This window comes from Flavobacterium sp. CG_23.5, assembly GCF_017875765.1.
Classification (GTDB): Bacteria; Bacteroidota; Bacteroidia; order Flavobacteriales; family Flavobacteriaceae; genus Flavobacterium.
The window spans coordinates 1400422-1419829 of sequence record NZ_JAGGNA010000001.1; the positions used below are offsets into that span (position 1 = coordinate 1400422).

A 19408-nucleotide genomic window follows, 5' to 3' on the forward strand; every position below is an offset into this window, starting at 1 on the left:
TATAAATTTATAACAACAATTTGTTTAATAATAATAATGAGCAATAATTGTTCAAATACCGAGTTTTAAGTTTAAATAATTAATAAAAATTAAAATACCATTTTATGAAAAAGACAATCTTAGTTGCCATTGTACTCGTAGCCGCTTCATTTCAAATGCAGGCACAGTTAGTTAAATTTGGAATTAAAGGGGGAGTGAATTACGCGAATCAAACAGGATCTGATATCACAGTAAATAGCACTAATTACAATACTTCAGCAATCACAAGTTATCATGCCGGTTTAATTGCAGAAATAAAACTTGTAGACAGTTTCGCTATACAACCTGAATTATTATATTCTACTCAAGGAGCGACTTACAAAAATGCAGTTGAAGAATTTAGAAATGAATTAGGCTATTTATCGATTCCGGTTTTAGCAAAAATCAATCTGAATAAATTCGTCAGCCTTGAAGTAGGTCCACAAGCTTCATTTTTATTGAGCGAAAGAAACAATTTTGACGTAAAAGATGCAAACACTTTTGATTTTGCGGTAGTTGGAGGTTTAGGCCTAAATATTACTAAGAATCTTTTTATTCAAGGACGATACGGTTTAGGATTAACGGATGCTTCAAAAGATGCTGAAGTAAAAAACTCTGTTGTTCAAATTTCCGCAGGTATTAAGTTCTAAGAAATAAAATATTTATTTCTAAAACCGTTCCAATATATGGAACGGTTTTTTTATTTTTACAAAAAACACTACAATGAAAATCAGTATCATTAACGGACCAAATCTTAATCTTTTAGGGAAACGTGAACCAGAGGTATATGGAAATCAAACTTTTGAAGAGTATTTTACTACTTTACAAATAAAATTTCCAACCATTGAATTTACATATTACCAAAGCAATATAGAAGGGGAGTTAATTGATAAAATTCAGGAATTTGGTTTTTCATTTGATGGGATAATCCTTAATGCTGGCGCTTATACACATACATCTGTAGGTATTGGCGATGCCATAAAAGCCATTACCACACCGGTTGTTGAAGTTCATATCTCAAATACTTTTTCGCGTGAAAGTTTCAGACATCAATCGTATATCTCCGGAAATGCAAAAGGTGTTATTCTAGGTTTCGGATTAAAAAGTTATGAATTGGCCATACAGTCTTTTTTATAGTTTCAACAGAACAATCATGTAACATTACCTACAATTAAGCGTCTTACTAAGAAAATATTTTTTATGAAGAATGCTTACTTGTTCCTATTATTATTCTTATCTCTTTATTCCAATGCCCAAATCAAAGGAATCATCACTGACGATAAAGGAAATCCATTACCCTTTGTCAGTGTATTTGAAGAAAATACCTATAATGGTACCACCTCTAATGAGCAAGGAAACTACCAACTAAATATAAAATCAGTTGGTAAAAACAAGATAGTCTTTCAGTATTTGGGATTTAAAACCCAAAAACGAGCCATTACAGGAGGAACTTTACCTTATACTTTGGACGTAAAAATGCTAGAGGAAAGTTTCTCGCTAAACGAAGTTGTAATTAACACCAAAAATAATCTTGCTAATGCCATCATAAAAAATGCGATTGCCGGCAAAAAAGAAAATACGGAAAATACAGCTCGTTTTACAGCCGATTTTTATTCCAGAGGAATCTTCAAATTAAAAAATGCCCCTAAAAAAATATTTGGTCAAAAAATTGGCGATTTAGATGGCGCTTTAGATTCAACTGGAACAGGAATTATTTCATTGTCGGAAACATTTTCTAAAATCACTTTTGAAAAACCAAATAATTTAAAAGAAGTAGTTACCGCTTCAAAAGTAAGCGGAAATGATAAAGGTTACAGTTATAATACTGCACGTTCGTCGTTCTATGACTTTTATGAAAACAACATAAAGTTTGGTATTAATATGATTTCCCCCATTGCTGATAATGCTTTTAACTATTACAAATTTAAATTAGAAGGAACGTTTGTTGATGAAAATACCCAAATTATAAATAAAATAAAAGTAAGTCCCAAACGTGATAACGAACCGGTTTTTGAAGGCTACATTTACATAGTTGACGATTCCTGGGCTATTTACGCGGTAGATTTGGATATAAAAGGGTATCGAATGCATCAAGAGTTCATTGATGTTATGAACCTGAAACAAAATTTCAGTTACAATAAAAACAGTAGAATTTGGGCAAAAAATACGCAAAGTCTCGATTTTACTGCAGGTGCTTTTGGTATAAAATTTAATGGAAAATTCAATTATGTATATAGTAATTATGAATTTATAAATTCTTTTGCTAAAAAAACTTTTACAAATGAAATTACACGCATCGAAATAAATGCCAATAAAAAAGACAGCCTTTTCTGGAATACCAACAGACCCATTCCATTAACAATCGAAGAAAGTACGGATTATATTAGAAAAGACAGTATTTACAAGGTTAGACATTCTGAAAAATATCTAGATTCAATAGATGCAAAAGAGAATAAGTTTAAACTAATGAAATTACTCAGCGGTTATACTTATAAGAACAGTACAGACAAATACAGTCTTAGTTATGAGGGTTTATTAAACATAGGGTCACTAAGTTTTAATACCGTACAAGGTTATAATTTTGATTCTGGGTTTCGATATACCAACTGGAAAAACCAAGAATACCAAGGAAAATACACCTCAATAAGTACTAAACTAAATTACGGTTTTGCGGAAGATCGCTTGCGTATAACGGGACAATTCATTCATCGATTCAACAAAATGAATTACGCAACTTTCGATTTGACAGGCGGAAGTTCCATCAAGCAATTCAATCCGAATGCTCCCATCAGCAAAGCTATAAACACAATAAGTTCATTAGCATTCAAAAATAATTATATGAAATTGTATAATTTAGAATCTGTAGGATTAGGGTACAGTCAAGACATTGCAAATGGAGTGAACCTAGGAGGAAAAATAGAATATCAGCAACGCAAACCTTTATTTAACAATACTGATTTTTCTTATTTTAACAAGTCTGATTTATATACTTCGAATAACCCTTTAGCTCCGAATGATTTTACTAGTCCGGCTTTTGAAAAACACCATTTAACGAAAGCTAATTTACTTGCAAAAATCAATTTTGGAAACAAGTATTCTTCTCGTCCAGACGGAAAATTTAATATTAGAAATGAAAAATATCCTACCCTTTATTTAGGGTATGAAAAAGCATTTGCAGCTAATGACAAGAAATACGAGTTTGACCATTTCAACACACGATTAACCTATGATTTCACATTGGGAAATAAAGGAGTTTTAGGGTTGAATCTTAAAGCAGGAAAGTTTCTGAATGCGGATAATATTGCTTTTATAGACTACAAACATTTCAACGGAAACCAAACGCACATAGGTCAAACCGAACGTTATTTGAATGTTTTCAACTTACTGCCTTATTATTCAAACAGTACCAATGACAGCTATTTTGAAGCGCATGGCGAATACAACGACAAAGGGTATATCATGAATAAAATCCCTTTGTTGAATAAGCTAAAATCCACTTTGATTCTGGGTGCTCATGCACTTTCTACCCCAAATAACAAACCATACACGGAAGTAACTGTTGGATTGGACAATCTAGGTTTTGGAAAATTCAAACTGTTTAGAGTTGATTATGTTCGTTCTTACCAAAACGGTTATAAAGGCGATGGAGTAGTTTTTGGTCTTAAATTTTTAAATATTTTGGAGTAGTTTTTGGTTAAGTTTTAATAAAAAAAGGAGCAGATTTTAAAAATCTGCTCCTTTTTTTACGAAACACAGCCTCTATTAACTTTCCTTTCTAGGTCTACTTTAATGTTCTTCACTAGGTTCCACATGAATCAAAACGTGGCCCAATTCAGGTAATTTTTCTCTCAAAGTATCTTTTAGTTGATGAGCTAAATCATGCCCTTCTTTTACAGTAATATTTCCATTGACAATTGCGTGTAAATCAACATGATATTGCATACCAGCTTTTCTGATGAAACATTTTTCGGTATCAATAATCCCTTCCACTTGGAGCGACACTTGTCTTATCTTTTCAATGAGATCATCATACAAATGCTCGTCCATGATTTCTCCCAGGGCAGGTCTAAAAATTAAATAGGCATTGAATAGTATAAATCCAGACGCAAAAAGTGCAGCCCAATCATCAGCAGATTCGTACCCTTTGCCCATAATTAGAGCAATAGAAATTCCAATAAATGCAGCTACAGATGTTATAGCATCGCTTCTATGATGCCAAGCATCAGCTTTAAGCGAAGAACTATTGGTCTCAATACTTCTTTTAATAACCACGCGAAAAGAATACTCTTTCCATATGATTATCGCCGCAAGTACATAAAGTGTCCACGAATGTGGCAAATCATGTGGCGTTCTAATATTGCCAATACTTTCATAAGCAATGATTGTAGCTGAAGTAATTAAAAAACCTACCACCAAAAAAGTGATTAACGGTTCTGCTCGACCATGTCCATAAGGATGATTTTTATCCGCTGGTCTATTTGAATACTTAATTCCAAATAAGACCAAAAATGATGCAAAAATATCAGTCGTAGATTCGATTGCATCTGCAACGAGAGCATACGAATTTCCGAAAAAACCAGCTAAGCCCTTTATGATTGCCAAACTTATATTTCCAACGATACTAAAATAAGTGGCCTGTATTGCAGTTTGTTCGTTTGACATGATTCTTTTTAAAAATTAAAAAAAAATAAAATCGTTTAAATAAACCTAATTGAATCTATGTATTCAAAATCTATTAGGATTACTTAAACGACCTTAGTATAATAATGAGTTTATGCTCGAATAATATTGGCTCCAATAGCTCTCAATCGTTCGTCAATACGCTCGTATCCTCTATCTATTTGTTCAATATTTTGAATAGTGCTAGTTCCTTTTGCCGAAAGCGCTGCAATCAATAATGAAATTCCCGCACGAATATCTGGTGAAGACATTGTGGTTGCTTTCAATTGTGATTTGAAATCATGTCCCATAACAACCGCTCTATGCGGATCACACAACATGATTTTTGCTCCCATGTCGATTAACTTATCGACAAAGAATAATCTGCTTTCAAACATTTTTTGATGAATCAATACATCTCCTCTGGCTTGTGTGGCAACTACTAAAACGATACTCAATAAATCCGGAGTAAATCCAGGCCAAGGTGCATCTGATATAGTAAGAATAGAACCATCAATATCGGTTTTCACTTCGTAACCATCAACATGAGCAGGGATATAAATATCATCTCCTCTGCGTTCTAGCGTAATCCCTAATTTTCTGAATGTATTTGGAATAACACCAAGATTTTCCCAACTTACATTTTTAATTGTTATTTCACTTCTAGTCATGGCAGCTAATCCAATCCATGAACCAATTTCAATCATATCAGGAAGAATTCTATGCTCACAACCGCCCAAACTATCCACTCCTTCAATAGTCAATAAATTAGACCCAACACCAGTAATATTAGCTCCCATGGAGTTTAACATTTTACACAATTGTTGTAAATAAGGTTCGCATGCTGCATTATAAATTGTTGTTTTTCCTTTTGCCAAAACGGCAGCCATCACAATATTAGCTGTTCCGGTTACAGATGCTTCATCTAGCAGCATATCAGCTCCTGTCAATCCATCTGCAGCTTCAACGCCATAAAAATGATCTTCTCTATTGTAACGAAATTTCGCTCCCAGATTAATAAAACCTTCAAAATGGGTATCTAATCTTCGACGACCTATTTTATCTCCTCCAGGTTTTGGAATATATCCTCTGCCAAAACGAGCTAAAAGTGGCCCAACAATCATAATGGATCCACGAAGAGATCCACCTTCTTGCTTAAAAGCTTCGGTTTCTAAATATTGAACATTTACATCGTCGGCTTGAAAAGTATATGATCCTGATCCATTTTTCTGAATTTTTACTCCTAAATTTCCTAAAAGCGTAATCAATTTGTTGATATCAATAATATCAGGAATATTGTTGATTGTTACTTTTTCAGAAGTCAAAAGAACAGCACACAAAATTTGTAATGCTTCATTTTTAGCTCCTTGTGGTGTGATTTCTCCTTTAAGATGAATGCCACCTTCTATTTTAAAAATTCCCATTTTTTACAGTTATGAGTTATAAATTATTAGTTATGAGTTAAAAAGTTACGAGCTAAAAGTTAATGCAAAAAAAATTCATAACTTATAACTCCTAATTTAAAACTGACTTACAAAGGTTTTCTGTTTTGGTTTTTGTGTACCGGATTGGTCTTTCCAGTTTTTAAATTCTTGTTACTAAGAATTTTTGGTTGCCCAACAGGCAAAATTTTGTTTGACACCCGTTTATTTGTTCGTAATAAATCAGTAGTGTTCAATAGTTCCTCAGTACTCTGAATTAAATTCAATTTCCCATCGGATAGCTCGTACAAATGTTCGAAAATAACATCATCTTTTACCGTGTCTTTGTTCCAACTCAAATAGGATTTTTTCATATGATTAGCGATAACTTTCACCAATGCATTTTTCATTTCACCATCTTCCCATTTATTGGCTACATCAATCATATATTTTATGTTGTTGCCGTAATATCTGTATTTTGGGAAATTTTGAGGATATTTTAATACATCGGGTTTTAGTTGTAACACTTCACGAGATGGAATTGGGTATGGAGAATCAGCAACCAATTTAAAATCGGACATGATAAAAATCTGATCCCAAAGCTTGTGCTGAAAATCAGGAACATCACGTAAATGAGGATTCAAACTTCCCATTACTTGAATAATGTATTTTGCCGCCTTGTTTCGCTCGACATCATCTTCAATTTTAGTTGCCTGATCAATTAGTTTTTGCAAATGACGTCCGTATTCTGGAATAATTAAATGCGATCGTTCCGCATTATATTCCAAATGGTGAACAACATCGTTCGAGTTTTCCTTAATATATTTTGAATTCATATTCGAATGTATATTTTTTTGATTTTGCATGACACTTAGCTCCAAAGATTAACAATCATTCGAATGTATCATCTAAAAACTATCTTGTATTTAAAGGGAAACAATACCTTTAATTGTAGAAACTTCCAGGTATTTATCAACTATTTCTTGTGAGTCTTTCACAGTAACATCAACAGATATACTGGTAAATTTACCAGTCTTGGACCTTGTTGTTTTAATAACTGCACCCATACAATCAAAAGCTGATTCAACACGTTCCACGTTATCATTTTCAGTAGGCACAATAAATTTAAATAAGTACAAAGCCGGCCAAGTATTAGCTAAATCCAACTCCACTTTTAATCTATCGTAAAATTCTTCAGTCTCTTTATCCATTTTCTTTTAAAAATAAAGGCAAATATACGGTTTCAAAAGTAAATTATGAATTATGAATTATGATTTTTTGTCTAATATCATTTTAACACGAATCATTTTTTTAAATCCCAATAAGTTTAAGTAAATTTGCGCCTTATTTTTTAAAAGTGCAGAAAGAAATCATAGTTATCATTGGCGGTCCTGGAACAGGCAAAAGTACTATCATAGACGGATTAATTGCGAACGGACATTGTTGTTATCCCGAAATCTCTCGGGAAGTAACTTTGGAAGCAAAAAAACAAGGAATCGAACAATTATTTCTTGAACAACCGCTACTATTCAGCGAACTACTGCTTGAAGGAAGAAAAAAGCAATTTCAAAATGCTTCAAAAGAACCTCACGACGTTGTATTTATCGACCGGGGAATTCCAGATGTTTTGGCTTATATGCACTACATCGGCGATACCTATCCTGATTTTTTTGATGATGCCTGCAAAGAACATATCTATTCAAAAATTTTCATTCTTCCGCCTTGGGAAGACATATACATTAGCGATGGTGAACGTTATGAGAACTTCGAACAAGCTAAAATCATCTATTCTCATCTTGCTGAAACCTATCAAAATTACGGCTACGAACTCATAGAAGTGCCAAAAGATACCGTAGATAACAGAATTCTGTTTATCTTAGATGAAATTTCCAGATAATTTTTAAATTTTGGATTTTTAAATTTGGAATGTTTTCGACGAAACGAAACCCGTAATCTATGCAAGAAGCAGTAGCTATTCTTCAAAAATATTGGAAACATGATAAATTTAGGTCGCTGCAAAACGAAATTATTAATTCCGTTTTAAGTGGCCAAGATACTTTTGCTTTAATGCCAACTGGTGGCGGAAAATCAGTCTGTTTTCAGATTCCTGCGATGATGAACGACGGAATTTGCTTAGTTATTTCACCTTTGGTTGCCCTAATGAAAGACCAAGTCGCCAATTTGCAAAAGCGGGATATAAAAGCCATAGCGCTTACTGGCGGTATAAAATCGGAGGAAATGATTGACCTTTTGGACAATTGCCAATTCGGAAATTATAAATTTCTTTATTTATCACCGGAACGATTACAATCGGATTGGATATTGGAACGAATAAAAAACCTTCCTATCAACTTAATTACAATCGATGAAGCACATTGTGTTTCACAATGGGGACACGATTTTAGACCTGCTTATCTGAAGATTTCCTCGCTAAAAAAACATTTCCCAAAAGTCCCTTTTTTGGCTTTGACCGCAACAGCTACGCCAAAAGTTAAAGAAGACATCATCAACGAATTAGGATTACATGATCCTCAAGTTTTCCAAAAATCATTTGCAAGGGAAAATATCGCTTATATGGTTTTTGAAGTAGAGGACAAACTTTTCAGAATAGAACAAATACTGAAGAAAAATCCGGAACCTTCTATAATTTATGTACGAAACAGGAAATCATGTTTGGACATTTCATCCCAATTACAGTCTTTAGGATTCAAGTCCACTTACTATCACGGCGGACTTACGTCCAAAGAAAAAGATAAAAATATGCAGTTGTGGATGAACGATGAAGTACAGGTCATTGTTGCCACAAATGCATTTGGAATGGGAATTGACAAAGCCAATGTAAAAACGGTGATTCATATTCAACTGCCCGAAAATTTAGAAAATTATTACCAAGAAGCGGGACGAGCGGGAAGAAATGGTGAAAAAGCATATGCTATTTTATTAACAAGTCCTTCGGATATCTTGCAAACTGAAAATCAATTTATAAATATTCTGCCTGACAAACAGTTTTTGAATCAAATGTATGTCAAGCTCTGTAATTATTTCCAAATCGCATATGGAGAAGGAATCAATGAACAGTTCACTTTCAATTTGAATCATTTTTGTTTAAAATATGGCTTTCCTACGTTGAAAACATACAATGCTATGCAATTTCTGGACAGGCAAGGCATTGTTAGTCTATCTCAAGAATTTTCTGAAAAAATTACGCTTCAGTTTCTAATTCCGTCCAAAGAAGTAATTAGGTACATGAGTTTGAATCCTAATGACGAAGAAATAATTTTGGCAATATTGCGAACCTATCCCGGAATTTATGAGATGCAGACGGCATTTAATTTAGATTTGATTGCAAAAAAATCGAATCATGCTGTTGCAGAAATACAAGCGGTTTTAAAAAAATTAAAGGAAAAAGACATTATAGAATATCATTCGAAAAATAATGATGCCACTTTAATTTTCAACGAAGTTCGCGAAGATGAAAGAACCATTAATAGAGTTTCTAAATATTTAGAAAATCAAAACCTATTAAAAAAGGAACAACTCAAGGCTGTACTCCATTATATCAATGAGAAAAAAGTTTGCAAAAGTAAATTGATTTTGAATTATTTTGGCGAAAAAGTAACTACGGATTGTGGTATTTGTTCCTATTGTATAACAAAAAAACAACGCAAACCAGATATTAATTCGCTTTCTGCAGCAATAATAACTTTATTACAAACTGAAAATTTAAATTCCAGAGAAATACAAGATAAAACTAAAAATAAGCCGGACGATATTATCTTTGTATTGCAACATTTATTAGATAATAACACCATACTTGTAAAACCAAACAATAAATATACTTTAAGATCATAATGGAAAAATTACGAATTGTTTTCATGGGAACACCTGAATTTGCAGTTGGAATTCTGGATACCATAATCAAAAACAACTATGAAGTTGTTGGCGTTATCACAGCGGCAGACAAACCTGCCGGTCGTGGACAAAAAATAAAATACTCTGCTGTAAAAGAATATGCATTAGCAAACAACTTGGCTTTACTGCAACCTACAAATCTTAAAGACGAAACTTTTTTAGCCGAATTAAAAGCTTTGAATGCCAATTTACAAATAGTAGTTGCTTTTAGAATGTTACCAAAAGTAGTTTGGGAAATGCCTTCACTGGGGACTTTCAATCTTCACGCTTCACTCCTACCCAATTATCGCGGTGCCGCACCCATCAATTGGGCAATTATAAATGGAGAAACAAAAACTGGCGTGACCACTTTTTTCATTGACGATAAAATTGATACGGGAGCCATGATTCTAAGTTCGGAAATTGAAATTGGGGAAAGTGAAAATGCTGGAGAATTGCATGACCGATTAATGAATCTAGGAAGCAAAACCGTTATCGAAACTTTGGAAATGATTGAAAAAGGAAATGTAACGACCATTATTCAGAAAGACGATTCCGATATAAAAACCGCATACAAACTAAATAAGGAAAACTGCAAAATAGATTGGACAAAATCAGCTTCCGAAATTAATAATTTAATAAGAGGTTTGAGTCCATATCCGGCTGCCTGGTGTTTCTTTGGCGATAAAAATGAAGAGTGGAATGTGAAAATATATGAAGCAAAAATAATTTCAGAAGATCATTCCTATGACGTAGGCCATATAATTTGTACCAAAAAAGAAATGAAAGTTGCTGTAAAAAACGGATTCATCCAAGTGTTAAATTTGCAATTTCCTGGAAAAAAAAGGATGACAACTGCCGAATTACTAAACGGAATCGCTTTTACCGAAAATGCAAAAGCCTATTAACGTCAGTAAAATGGGAGTTTATCGATGATTTAAGCACTAATAATGTTGCTTTATGAACAAAAAAAATAAGTTATCAACAAAACGAACTAAAAATAGAGAAAACACTTGCAAGGAACGTATTTCCTACTAAATTTGTGTATTAACAATTTTTTTTAACCAACAATTAATAACTATTTATTATGAACAAATCAGAATTAATCGATGCTATGGCTGCTGAAGCAGGAATTACAAAAGCTGCTGCAAAATTAGCTTTAGAGTCATTTTTAGGAAATGTAGGTGGTACCTTGAAAAAAGGTGGAAGAGTATCTTTAGTAGGTTTCGGATCTTGGTCAGTTTCAGCTAGAGCTGCTAGAGACGGTAGAAATCCTCAAACAGGAAAAACTATTCAAATCGCTGCTAAAAATGTGGTGAAATTTAAAGCTGGTGCAGAATTAGAAGGAGCAGTAAACTAGTTTAAGTTTTCCAATATAATAAAACCTTCCTATGGAAGGTTTTTTTATGCACTTTATCGAGTTTATTTGGTAATTTCACAATATTATTCTTAAATTTAATATAGTAAAAGACAACGTCATGATCTCAGAAAAATTAAGAAAAGGAAATCTCCTTATAGCAGAGCCTTCCATAGTTGGCGATCTATCATTTAATAGATCCGTAATTTTATTAGCAGATCATAATAAAGAAGGATCTGTTGGTTTTATTATCAATAAGCCATTGAAATATACAATTAATGATTTAATCCCCGAAATTTACGCGAGGTTTAAAATCTATAATGGTGGTCCGGTAGAACAAGACAATCTATATTTCATACACAATATTCCAGATTTGATTCCAAACAGTATTGAAATTTCAAATGGAATCTATTGGGGCGGTGATTTTGAATCTACAAAAAAACTGATTAACAACGGTCAGGTCACTAAAGATAACATTCGCTTTTTCCTTGGTTACACAGGTTGGGATGAAAACCAACTAGAATCTGAAATGCAAGAAAATTCATGGATCATTGCTGAAAATAACTATGAAAATAAAATCATTGGTAAATCAGCCACTCATTTTTGGAAAGAACAAATAAGAGAATTAGGAGGAGAATACCTTATTTGGTCAAATGCTCCCGAAAACCCTTATTTGAATTAATTTACACTGATTGCTTCATTAAGCAATTGCAGTAATTGATTTGCTACTTTCGTAGTAAAGTTTTTCTTGCGATATTTAGTGATAGGCTGTATCCCTTTTATCACATTAGTAATAAATAATTCATCCGCTTTTTGAAGGTCAAATGGAGAAATTACCTCTTCAACGACTACTATGTAATATATTTTTTTGGCCAATCCTAAAATCTGTTTTCTCATTACGCCGTTCAGACAACCCTCTGAAACCGGCGGGGTAATTAGTTTATTTCCAATCAGCATAAAAATATTTCCTTGTAATGCCTCAATGACATTCTTACTGTCATTCAATAGAATACAATTATCCAAGCCATTCTCACTAGCATAAATACTTCCCGTTATGTTAATGATTTTATTGGTTGTTTTTATAGAAGAGAGTAATTGCTTGGTCACGTAAAAATCTTTGTACAGATCTACTTCATATTCCTTATCTTCAATTGAATAATAGGTGTTTTCTAAAGCTACTGCATGAATCAAAAAAGAAACACTATTACTGAGCGGTAAATAATACCCTCCATCATTTCTATAAACAGTTATTCTGGCACGTGACGAATCCAATAATGAATTATTCTTTGCCAAGGATAGAATTTGCTCCTCGAAATATTCCATCGTGAAATTCATCGGTATTTCCATTCGGATCACTCGCATAGAAGACATCAGTCTAAAATAATGATCTTCTAAGAATAGAATTTTATTATCTATTATTTTAACCGTTTCGAAAACAGCATCACCATATAAGAAAGCGCGGTTTTGTGTTAATATATTAGCATCTTGTGACACTATAATTCCATTAAAATTAATCATAAAAAAAGCCCTAAATTTTGTTTAGGGCAAATATAAGTTATAAAATAGGATTATACTACACAGAACCTATTAGATGTTTAAGGTCTGAAACTTGATTTTCCCATAGTTGAGTAGCTTCGTCCACCTCATCTTTTTCAGCAAAGTCAACCACCATTAAGGAAACATCTTTAGTTAACTCATCTACCAAAATATGCAACTCAAAAAAGTATTCCGTATCCTTATTATTTTCATCGACCCATTTGAATTTTACTTTCTCACCTGATTTCTTAGAAGCAAGTCTAGCTTTTTCTTCGGAGTCATTCCAAATAAAAGTAAAAAATTCACCACGCGAATTCACATTATCAGCAAACCATTCAGACAAACCAGACGGTGTTGAAATATACTGATATAACAATTGGGGTGACGAATTTATGGGGAACTCGATTTCGTAACGTACTTTTTGATCCATGAGCTACATTTAATTTTTCTGAAATATATAGAATATAAATTCGAAAAAAAAGCGTTTTTAAAAATATTTTTTTTTCTTTGATTTATGCTTGTATGCTCTAATATTATTTTTATATTTGCACCCGCGTTCAGGGATGGTTATTCTTTGAACATTTGGCGAGGTAGCTCAGTCGGTTAGAGCGCAGGATTCATAACCCTGAGGTCACGGGTTCAAATCCCGTCCTCGCTACGAAAACAAACCCTTAAACAGCAATTGTTTAAGGGTTTTTTCATTTAAATAAATTCGTCACTCCATGACGAATTGGAGTGACGAATTTAAAAAAAAGAACGAGTTATCACGTTAATAACGTGAACAATACACCTTTCATACGTCAGGAATATTACTATTCAGCCTTTTTAAGAGTATTATGTTTTTTAAACTCAGACCCTTTTTTGAAAGAAAGGATTTATTATTTGGATAGACTTACTTGAACTTAATATTTTACATAAATAAAACAGTTTTGATAAAATTATTTCATTCAAACTAAACAAGACTATTTCCAAATCTGAATTGTATCAAGAATAATTCAATTTTACAATTAAGATTTTTACAGTTTTTTATATAATTTATCATTCAGAACTGAATCGCAATTATCTAAACGGTTGCTAAAATTTTAGTTATATTCATTTCACATAATTAAATCCATAACAATAAGTGTTTTTTCTCTAAATTGATAAAAAAAAAGTTCTTTTCACCGGATATAAGTATTTTTCACTTATTTTTGAATAATCAATTTTCACCAATACACATGATTACTAATCAATTTTCACTAAAAATAAGTGTTTTTCACGGTCGTAAAGCACCTGAAGAAGGAATACTGGTAGGTTATGGTGCCTTAATAGAGGCTTTAACTCTGGCTGTGCCATTCCCAAATCGTTTATCATTAATTAGTCCTAAAAAACGTCAATACACAACTAATCATTGGCAGGTGCTTACTTCACGTCACGAACCGGAAGACTCACTGTATAAACAATTGATATTTGCTTTAAAATACGAAGGAATAAATTTATTGTTTTTTAAAAAACTATTTGAACAACTATCAGAAGAAACAATAACTTCATTGGTACAAATAGAACCGCAAGGACAATACAGCCGTAAAGTCTGGTTCTTATACGAATGGCTTATGGGGAAGTCACTTCCAATTCCAGATTTAAATAAAGGAAATTTCGTTATCCTAATTGATGAGGATAAACAATTTGCTTTGCCTATAAGTACAAATTCCAGCCGACATCGTATAAAAAACAACTTACCTGGTACTGTTGATTTTTGTCCGCTAATATTTAAAACTCCAAAATTGAATGATTATATAGCTGATGATCTTTCCAATAAAAAAAATAGTTATTTAAACGCAATTCACAAAGACGTACTACAACGAGCATCAGCATTTTTGTTGCTAAAAGATTCCAAAGCATCTTTTACCATAGAAGGAGAAACCCCCTCTAATAATAGAGCAATTAGGTGGGGAAAAGCCATAGGTCAAGCAGGTTCAAAACCATTAGAGAAAGAAGAACTATTGCGATTACAACAAATAGTGATAGAAAATAGTCGTTTCCTAAAAATGGGTTATAGGGACGAAGGGGGCTTTGTGGGGGAACATGACCGAGTTAGTGGAGAACCAATGCCAGAACATATTTCAGCAAAATGGCAAGATATTGAAAAATTGATGGACGGATTAATTGCAACCTATAAAAACATTGAAGAAACTGGCTTTAATGCTGTTTTGGCAGCTGCAAAAATAGCTTTTGGATTTGTTTTTATTCATCCTTTTGTAGATGGCAACGGAAGAATACACCGATATATAATACATCATATTTTAACCAAAATGCAATTTGCACAACAAGGAATAATCTTCCCGGTGTCTGCTTCTATTTTAAATCATATTGACGATTATAGAATAGTATTAGAATCTTATTCACATCCATTATTGGACTTTATAGAATGGAGAACGACAGAATCTAATAATGTAGCCGTTTTGAACGAAACAATTGATTATTACCGTTATTTTGACGCAACTAAACAAGCAGAATTCTTATTTGATTGTGTTAATGATACTATTGTAAATGTAATTCCTAATGAGGTAAACTATCTACAGAAATACGATGCTATGAAAAAATATTTGGATGATATCTTTCAAATGCCAGACAAAACAGTTGCATTACTCATTCGATCTTTAGAACAAAATAATGGGATACTTTCAAAAAGAGCTCTAGAAAAAGAGTTTAATGTCCTATCTGAAATTGAGATAAAAGAAATTGAAGAAAATTATATTTCAATTTTTAATAATTAATTTTCATCACAACTCTAGCTAAAACTTGTTTTAACAAACTTTTTAGCCTTACTATTTCCACAAATAAAGGAGTGACGAAAAAGAGTGACGAAATGATCTTAAGACTAGTCAAAACAAGATTACCAATAAAACTAATATTTAATTACCAACGTTTTATATATTTAAAAAATCACAAATCTGGGATTTATAACCCTGAGGTCACGGGTGCAAATCCCGTTCTGCTACTTACAAACCCTTAAACAACAATTGTTTAAGGGTTTTTTCATTTGAAATAGTTATAACATCACTGTTCAAGAATAAGGAATTAGAGTTAAGATAAACACCCTAATGCCTTGCCCTGCGTTTCAGTATACCTCCCGCTGCTTCTTTTATGATGCTGGTAAATATAAAAGCTTTGGGATCAATGCCATGAACCATGTTTTTTAATCGCCTTAATTCCATTCTGGTGACAACGGTAAATACAATGTCAACGGGATGGCTTTGGCTAAAATTTTCTTTTAAAAATCCTCGTTCTCCTTTGTAAATAGTTATTCCTCGCCCTAGACCCATCACCAATTTTTCCTTTATTATTTCACTATTTCCTGAAATTATAGTAACCCCTGTATACTCTTCAATTCCCTCAACAACAAAATTTATGGTACGAGAGGCTGTGTAATAGGTCAATATAGAATAGAGCGCTACAGGAAGTCCGAGTTTTATGGCAGCGACTAAGAAAATAATAATGTTTATTCCAAGTATAATCTCGCTTATGGTAAAACTGATTCGTTTTACCGTGTATAAAGCCAAAACTTCGATTCCATCCAAAGCACATCCCCCTCTCATTGCCAAACCCACGCCAAGGCCCATAAATATACCTCCAAAAATAGATACAAGCAATTTATCTGAGGTAACTTGAGGATAGGGAAGAAAGTGCAAACAAAGTGCCAAGCCAATAACTGCCGCAAATGTTCGAATAGCAAACTTTTTGTTGATCTGAAAAGCCCCCAAAATGATAAGCGGAATATTAGCAAGTACAATAATATACCCAATATTCCAATGGTATAATTCGTGAAGTAACAATGATATACCAGTTATTCCTCCATCGAAGAACTGATTTGGTACCAAAAAACCTTTTAGTGCAAAACCACAAAAAAGAATACCGGTAACCGTATATAGCATATCAGAGATATCATTGTGGGAAACTATTTTTTTCATCAATACTAGTTTTTTGAATTAAAATATTCAGATTTTTATCTTTTATAGTTTGTCTTAAACTAATGGATGTTGATGTAAAAAAATGATGCTGCTGAAGGAAATTAACCTGAATCGTATTCCATTCGTTCCGAGTAAATATTTTCCCTAATTCTAAAAATTCAAGATAAAGCTTTTCTCCTATTGTAAAAAAATCATCTCTGCCCAGATAATCCAAATCGGCATCACAAATTATTTCTTCCAAATGTGTCTTAGGCTTATGTGGAATTTTTGTTGCCATAATAAGAGTACAGATTCTCTCAATGTCATCAACACTGTAACTAAATTGTGGTAAATATTCTCTCACCATTTGACATGAAATCAGCTCATGATCTTCGTTTTGTTTTAGATATCCGGCATCATGGTAAATAGCAGCGATAAGGAGTAATTTTATATCCGAGTGAGAAACACCTTCCTCTTTTGCAATAAATTGGGCACGGTCATATACATCCATAGTATGTTCAATGGTATGATAGTGAATATGCGGTGGCAAATCTTTTTTTAATTTGGCCATTATAAGTTGACATTCAGGTAGATGCTGCATGATTTTTATATCTATAGCTAATATATTACAAAAGATTTAAATAATTGTGATATGCAATTATTTTATAATGAGCAGGCCATACTTTTATTTATTTCTGAATCCTTTTGACCTATTTATTTCGTTTTCCTTCGTTTGCTCTTGCGATTGCTTTTGCCTTTTGCTCTCCTTAATACTTTTAATTAATTCAGGAGTAACAATTTTTTGATTCACATTTAAAGCTTCATTATTTATATGAAATTTTCTATTAATGATTAATGAAGTTGAATCATTCTTAGGTAATGAGGTATAATATTTGTTCAATTTTTCAATGTTTTCTCTTTGAACTGAAAAATAGGCAGTACCAATTTCTATTCTAAAAATGACTTGTTGTTCCTTCATACCAATTAAATTGATTATTTCATTATGTGTATTCACAATGAAATATTCTATATCGGGATTCCTATAGTCAGTAAAAATCTGGTATTTATCCATTTCTATTTTATCAATAGTCGCTCCAACCAATGGATGCAGAATAACTGTTATTTCCTGTGCTTTTAACTGAAATTGTATGGCAAAGAATAATAAAATCGCAACTAGTAAACCTCTTCTCATCTTTAGTTGAATTTCGTAAACGGTTTATAATATTTTTTTGCATGATGATTATCAAGCACTATGTTTCAAATGTAACACTTTAATTGTAAGAATCTTACAAATAAATGTAAATAAAAATCTATGTCAATACTTTTCTAAAATTGAATTTTTTTTATGAATTTTGGCATCTAAATTTAATTTTTAAATGAATTCAAAAACTATATTTATTCCGAAGTACTAAAGGTTCATAATTCAGATGTTGTTCTTACTGCAACAAAAAAAAGCTTTGAGAATTTAACTCAAAGCCTTCTTTTAATATTAATCCAATTTTCGAGTCTATATAAAAACTAGGCAATAGAAATTTCTTTGGCCAAGTATATTTCCTGTACCGCATTTATCAGTTCCACCCCTTCACTAAAAGGTCGTTGGAACGCTTTTCGTCCCATAATCATACCTGCTCCACCAGCACGTTTGTTTATTACCGCTGTTTTTATGGCTTCCGCCAAATCGCTTTCTCCTTTTGACTCTCCTCCTGAGTTAATTAGGCTAATACGCCCAGAATAACAGTTCAGTACTTGATATCGGCATAAATCTATAGGATGATCGCTAGCTAATTGAGTATACATCGCAGGATTTGTTTTGGCAAATTTTACTGCCGTAAATCCACCATTATTTGTTGGCATTTTTTGTTTGATAATATCTGCTTGAATGGAAACGCCTAAATAATTGGCTTGTCCGGTAATATCAGCAGCCGTACTGTAATCGATTCCATCTTTGGTAAAGCCGTCATTTCTGGTGTAGCACCAAAGAATTGTCACCATTCCTAAATTATGTGCCTCTTCAAAAGCTTTTGCAATTTCGATGATTTGTCTGTCGGATTCGGCAGAGCCAAAATAAACGGTCGCCCCCACAGCAATTGCCCCCATATTCCAAGCATCTTTAACGCTACCAAACATAATTTGATCATATTTATTGGGGTAAGTCATTAATTCGTTGTGATTTAATTTGACCACAAATGGAATTTTGTGCGCATATTTTCTAGACAACATTGCTAGTCCTCCCATGGTAGAAGCCACGGCATTGCAGCCCGCTTCAATGGCTAATTTTACAATGTTTTCCGGATCAAAATAAATGGGGTTTGGAGAAAAAGAACTTCCGGCAGTATGTTCCACACCTTGATCTACGGGCAAAATTGAAAGATAACCTGTATTTGAAAGCCTTCCGTGTTGATACAGTTGCGCTAAACTTCGGATTGTTTGCCCATTGCGATTACTCTGCAAAAAATTAGCATCTACGTGTGCCGGATTAGGCAAATGAATCTGGTCTTTTAAAACTGTTTTACACACATGATTCAATAAGAACTCTTTGTCCTTACCTAATAAATTTAACAATTGGGTGATGTCTTTCATTTCAACTTTTATCTGAA

Annotated in this window: 19 protein-coding genes and 1 tRNA gene; 10 read left to right on the forward strand and 10 right to left on the reverse strand. The window is 32.9% G+C overall.

Annotated features, from left to right (window positions below; all coding sequences use genetic code 11):
• Positions 1 to 104: 104 nt before the first annotated feature.
• The 3 genes from H4V97_RS05980 to H4V97_RS05990 all read left to right on the forward strand — a co-directional run bounded on the left by H4V97_RS05980 (position 105) and on the right by H4V97_RS05990 (position 3705).
• A complete protein-coding gene (locus H4V97_RS05980) occupies positions 105 to 668 on the forward strand; it encodes a porin family protein (protein WP_196850169.1) in 564 nt (187 codons plus the stop codon).
• Positions 669 to 741: 73 nt separating this feature from the next.
• A complete protein-coding gene (gene aroQ / locus H4V97_RS05985; protein ID WP_196850168.1) occupies positions 742 to 1155 on the forward strand; it encodes a type II 3-dehydroquinate dehydratase in 414 nt (137 codons plus the stop codon).
• A gap of 63 nt (positions 1156 to 1218) precedes the next feature.
• On the forward strand, positions 1219 to 3705 hold the full coding sequence (locus tag H4V97_RS05990; RefSeq protein WP_196850167.1) for a DUF5686 and carboxypeptidase regulatory-like domain-containing protein: 2487 nt from the start codon (positions 1219 to 1221) through the stop codon (positions 3703 to 3705).
• Positions 3706 to 3804: 99 nt separating this feature from the next.
• On the opposite strand, the gene H4V97_RS05995 is transcribed toward H4V97_RS05990, so the two are convergent.
• The 4 genes from H4V97_RS05995 to H4V97_RS06010 all read right to left on the reverse strand — a co-directional run bounded on the left by H4V97_RS05995 (position 3805) and on the right by H4V97_RS06010 (position 7309).
• Positions 3805 to 4680: a cation diffusion facilitator family transporter gene (locus H4V97_RS05995; RefSeq protein ID WP_196850166.1), complete on the reverse strand. Its 876-nt coding sequence runs from the start codon at positions 4678 to 4680 to the stop codon at positions 3805 to 3807.
• Between the two features lie 110 nt (positions 4681 to 4790).
• Entirely contained in the window at positions 4791 to 6101 is a 1311-nt protein-coding gene (gene murA / locus H4V97_RS06000) for a UDP-N-acetylglucosamine 1-carboxyvinyltransferase (protein ID WP_196850165.1), read from the reverse strand.
• A gap of 107 nt (positions 6102 to 6208) precedes the next feature.
• Positions 6209 to 6934, reverse strand: coding sequence for a DUF4290 domain-containing protein (locus tag H4V97_RS06005; RefSeq protein ID WP_209549184.1), 726 nt, complete (start codon positions 6932 to 6934; stop codon positions 6209 to 6211).
• A 90-nt stretch (positions 6935 to 7024) separates the two neighbouring features.
• Positions 7025 to 7309: a DUF493 family protein gene (locus tag H4V97_RS06010; RefSeq protein ID WP_209549185.1), complete on the reverse strand. Its 285-nt coding sequence runs from the start codon at positions 7307 to 7309 to the stop codon at positions 7025 to 7027.
• Between the two features lie 146 nt (positions 7310 to 7455).
• Between H4V97_RS06010 and H4V97_RS06015 the strand changes: the two genes are divergently transcribed.
• From H4V97_RS06015 to H4V97_RS06035, 5 genes are all read left to right on the forward strand, one after another.
• Complete coding sequence (locus H4V97_RS06015; RefSeq protein ID WP_196850162.1) at positions 7456 to 7995, forward strand: AAA family ATPase; 540 nt, start codon at positions 7456 to 7458, stop codon at positions 7993 to 7995.
• Positions 7996 to 8054: 59 nt separating this feature from the next.
• The gene (locus tag H4V97_RS06020; protein ID WP_196850161.1) at positions 8055 to 9950 is read left to right on the forward strand and encodes an ATP-dependent DNA helicase RecQ; all 1896 of its coding nucleotides are present in this window, start codon (positions 8055 to 8057) and stop codon (positions 9948 to 9950) included.
• A complete protein-coding gene (fmt, locus tag H4V97_RS06025; RefSeq protein WP_196850160.1) occupies positions 9950 to 10897 on the forward strand; it encodes a methionyl-tRNA formyltransferase in 948 nt (315 codons plus the stop codon). The genes H4V97_RS06020 and fmt overlap by 1 nt, the downstream gene beginning before the upstream one ends.
• 179 nt (positions 10898 to 11076) lie before the next feature.
• The gene (locus H4V97_RS06030; protein WP_073210174.1) at positions 11077 to 11349 is read left to right on the forward strand and encodes an HU family DNA-binding protein; all 273 of its coding nucleotides are present in this window, start codon (positions 11077 to 11079) and stop codon (positions 11347 to 11349) included.
• Positions 11350 to 11467: 118 nt separating this feature from the next.
• The gene (locus H4V97_RS06035) at positions 11468 to 12028 is read left to right on the forward strand and encodes a YqgE/AlgH family protein (protein ID WP_196850159.1); all 561 of its coding nucleotides are present in this window, start codon (positions 11468 to 11470) and stop codon (positions 12026 to 12028) included.
• On the opposite strand, the gene H4V97_RS06040 is transcribed toward H4V97_RS06035, so the two are convergent.
• Positions 12025 to 12864, reverse strand: a complete 840-nt coding sequence (locus H4V97_RS06040; protein ID WP_209549186.1) for an aminotransferase class IV — start codon at positions 12862 to 12864, stop codon at positions 12025 to 12027. The two genes, H4V97_RS06035 and H4V97_RS06040, sit on opposite strands and share 4 nt — an antisense overlap.
• A 55-nt stretch (positions 12865 to 12919) precedes the next feature.
• Positions 12920 to 13312, reverse strand: coding sequence for an START-like domain-containing protein (locus H4V97_RS06045; RefSeq protein WP_196850157.1), 393 nt, complete (start codon positions 13310 to 13312; stop codon positions 12920 to 12922).
• A gap of 154 nt (positions 13313 to 13466) precedes the next feature.
• Here H4V97_RS06045 and H4V97_RS06050 point away from each other — a divergent pair.
• Together H4V97_RS06050 and H4V97_RS06055 are read left to right on the forward strand one after the other, a co-directional pair.
• A tRNA-Met gene (locus tag H4V97_RS06050) sits at positions 13467 to 13540 on the forward strand.
• Positions 13541 to 14099: 559 nt separating this feature from the next.
• A complete protein-coding gene (locus H4V97_RS06055) occupies positions 14100 to 15638 on the forward strand; it encodes a Fic family protein (RefSeq protein WP_196850156.1) in 1539 nt (512 codons plus the stop codon).
• 324 nt (positions 15639 to 15962) lie between these two features.
• Here H4V97_RS06055 and H4V97_RS06060 read toward each other — a convergent pair whose 3' ends face one another.
• The 4 genes from H4V97_RS06060 to H4V97_RS06075 form a co-directional block, all read right to left on the reverse strand.
• A complete protein-coding gene (locus H4V97_RS06060; protein ID WP_196850155.1) occupies positions 15963 to 16832 on the reverse strand; it encodes a YitT family protein in 870 nt (289 codons plus the stop codon).
• Positions 16807 to 17412, reverse strand: coding sequence for an HD domain-containing protein (locus H4V97_RS06065; RefSeq protein WP_196850154.1), 606 nt, complete (start codon positions 17410 to 17412; stop codon positions 16807 to 16809). The genes H4V97_RS06060 and H4V97_RS06065 overlap by 26 nt, the downstream gene beginning before the upstream one ends.
• Before the next feature lie 84 nt (positions 17413 to 17496).
• The gene (locus H4V97_RS06070; protein ID WP_196850153.1) at positions 17497 to 18003 is read right to left on the reverse strand and encodes a hypothetical protein; all 507 of its coding nucleotides are present in this window, start codon (positions 18001 to 18003) and stop codon (positions 17497 to 17499) included.
• Positions 18004 to 18329: 326 nt separating this feature from the next.
• Positions 18330 to 19391 carry a class I fructose-bisphosphate aldolase gene (locus tag H4V97_RS06075; RefSeq protein ID WP_196850152.1) on the reverse strand — a complete coding sequence of 354 codons (1062 nt, stop codon included), beginning with the start codon at positions 19389 to 19391 and terminating at the stop codon, positions 18330 to 18332.
• Positions 19392 to 19408 lie beyond the last annotated feature (17 nt).

Excerpts from the sequence above, each read along its gene's own strand:
- H4V97_RS06040 (WP_209549186.1), bottom strand. The coding sequence starts at position 12,864 with ATGATTAATTTTAATGGAATTATAGTGTCACAAGATGCTAATATATTA.
- aroQ (WP_196850168.1), top strand. The coding sequence starts at position 742 with ATGAAAATCAGTATCATTAACGGACCAAATCTTAATCTTTTAGGGAAA.
- H4V97_RS05995 (WP_196850166.1), bottom strand. The coding sequence starts at position 4,680 with ATGTCAAACGAACAAACTGCAATACAGGCCACTTATTTTAGTATCGTT.
- H4V97_RS06010 (WP_209549185.1), bottom strand. The coding sequence starts at position 7,309 with ATGGATAAAGAGACTGAAGAATTTTACGATAGATTAAAAGTGGAGTTG.
- H4V97_RS06035 (WP_196850159.1), top strand. The coding sequence starts at position 11,468 with ATGATCTCAGAAAAATTAAGAAAAGGAAATCTCCTTATAGCAGAGCCT.
- H4V97_RS06045 (WP_196850157.1), bottom strand. The coding sequence starts at position 13,312 with ATGGATCAAAAAGTACGTTACGAAATCGAGTTCCCCATAAATTCGTCA.
- H4V97_RS06065 (WP_196850154.1), bottom strand. The coding sequence starts at position 17,412 with ATGCAGCATCTACCTGAATGTCAACTTATAATGGCCAAATTAAAAAAA.
- H4V97_RS06070 (WP_196850153.1), bottom strand. The coding sequence starts at position 18,003 with ATGAGAAGAGGTTTACTAGTTGCGATTTTATTATTCTTTGCCATACAA.
- murA (WP_196850165.1), bottom strand. The coding sequence starts at position 6,101 with ATGGGAATTTTTAAAATAGAAGGTGGCATTCATCTTAAAGGAGAAATC.
- H4V97_RS05980 (WP_196850169.1), top strand. The coding sequence starts at position 105 with ATGAAAAAGACAATCTTAGTTGCCATTGTACTCGTAGCCGCTTCATTT.
- H4V97_RS06055 (WP_196850156.1), top strand. The coding sequence starts at position 14,100 with ATGATTACTAATCAATTTTCACTAAAAATAAGTGTTTTTCACGGTCGT.
- H4V97_RS06060 (WP_196850155.1), bottom strand. The coding sequence starts at position 16,832 with ATGAAAAAAATAGTTTCCCACAATGATATCTCTGATATGCTATATACG.
- H4V97_RS05990 (WP_196850167.1), top strand. The coding sequence starts at position 1,219 with ATGAAGAATGCTTACTTGTTCCTATTATTATTCTTATCTCTTTATTCC.
- H4V97_RS06005 (WP_209549184.1), bottom strand. The coding sequence starts at position 6,934 with ATGAATTCAAAATATATTAAGGAAAACTCGAACGATGTTGTTCACCAT.
- H4V97_RS06020 (WP_196850161.1), top strand. The coding sequence starts at position 8,055 with ATGCAAGAAGCAGTAGCTATTCTTCAAAAATATTGGAAACATGATAAA.
- H4V97_RS06030 (WP_073210174.1), top strand. The coding sequence starts at position 11,077 with ATGAACAAATCAGAATTAATCGATGCTATGGCTGCTGAAGCAGGAATT.
- H4V97_RS06075 (WP_196850152.1), bottom strand. The coding sequence starts at position 19,391 with ATGAAAGACATCACCCAATTGTTAAATTTATTAGGTAAGGACAAAGAG.
- fmt (WP_196850160.1), top strand. The coding sequence starts at position 9,950 with ATGGAAAAATTACGAATTGTTTTCATGGGAACACCTGAATTTGCAGTT.